Source organism: Mesorhizobium sp. M7A.F.Ca.US.014.04.1.1 (assembly GCF_003998745.1).
Lineage (GTDB): Bacteria > Pseudomonadota > Alphaproteobacteria > Rhizobiales > Rhizobiaceae > Mesorhizobium > Mesorhizobium ciceri.
This window is the reverse complement of sequence record NZ_RZRW01001107.1, coordinates 1-1048: the sequence shown is the minus strand read 5'-3', so window position 1 is coordinate 1048 and position 1048 is coordinate 1. Positions and strand designations below refer to the sequence as shown.

Here is a 1048-nt window from a genome sequence, read left to right as displayed (position 1 = left end):
CTCGATCTTGAGCTGCATGATGCGGCGATCGATCTCGTCCAGCGCCTCGGGCTTGGAATCGACCTGCATGCGCAGCCGCGATGCGGCTTCGTCGACCAGGTCGATCGCCTTGTCCGGCAGGAAGCGATCGGCGATGTAGCGGTTGGACAGCGTCGCCGCCGCCACCAGCGCTGAATCCGAAATGCGCACCTTGTGGTGCTGCTCGTATTTCTCCTTCAGGCCGCGCAGGATCGAAACGGTGTCTTCCACCGTCGGCTCGTCGACGAAAACCGGCTGGAAGCGCCGGGCAAGGGCTGCATCCTTCTCGACATGCTTGCGATACTCGTCGAGCGTGGTGGCGCCGACGCAGTGCAGCTCGCCGCGCGCCAGCGCCGGCTTCAACAGGTTGGACGCATCCATGGCGCCATCCGCCTTGCCGGCGCCGACCAGCGTGTGCATCTCGTCGATGAACAGGATGATGTTGCCGCTGGCCGAGGTGACTTCGGAGAGCACGGCCTTCAGCCGCTCCTCGAACTCGCCGCGATATTTGGCGCCGGCAATCAGCGCGCCCATGTCGAGCGCCATCAGCTGCTTGTCCTTCAGCGATTCCGGTACGTCGCCATTGACGATGCGCAGTGCCAGGCCTTCGGCGATCGCCGTCTTGCCGACGCCGGGTTCGCCGATCAGCACCGGATTGTTCTTGGTGCGGCGCGACAGCACCTGGATGGTGCGGCGGATCTCGTCGTCACGGCCGATCACGGGGTCCAGCTTGCCGGCACGGGCATCCGCAGTCAGGTCGCGCGCGTATTTCTTCAGCGCGTCGTAGCCCTGTTCGGCACTCGCCGAATCGGCGGTGCGGCCCTTGCGGACATCGTTGATGACCTGGTTGAGCGCCTGCGCGGTGACGCCGGCCTTGGCCAATATGTCGGCGGTCTTGGCCGACTTTTCCATGGCGAGCGCCTGCAAGAGCCGCTCGACCGTGACAAAACTGTCGCCGGCTTTCTTGGCCAGTTCCTCGGCGGTCGCAAAAACTTTCGCCAGCGGCTTGGCCAGTTAGAGCTGGGCCTTA

General features: G+C 64.6%; 1 pseudogene. It reads right to left on the bottom strand.

Annotated features, from left to right (window positions below):
• Nucleotides 1-1048, bottom strand: a pseudogene (locus tag EOA22_RS34855) (AAA family ATPase); the annotation flags it as partial.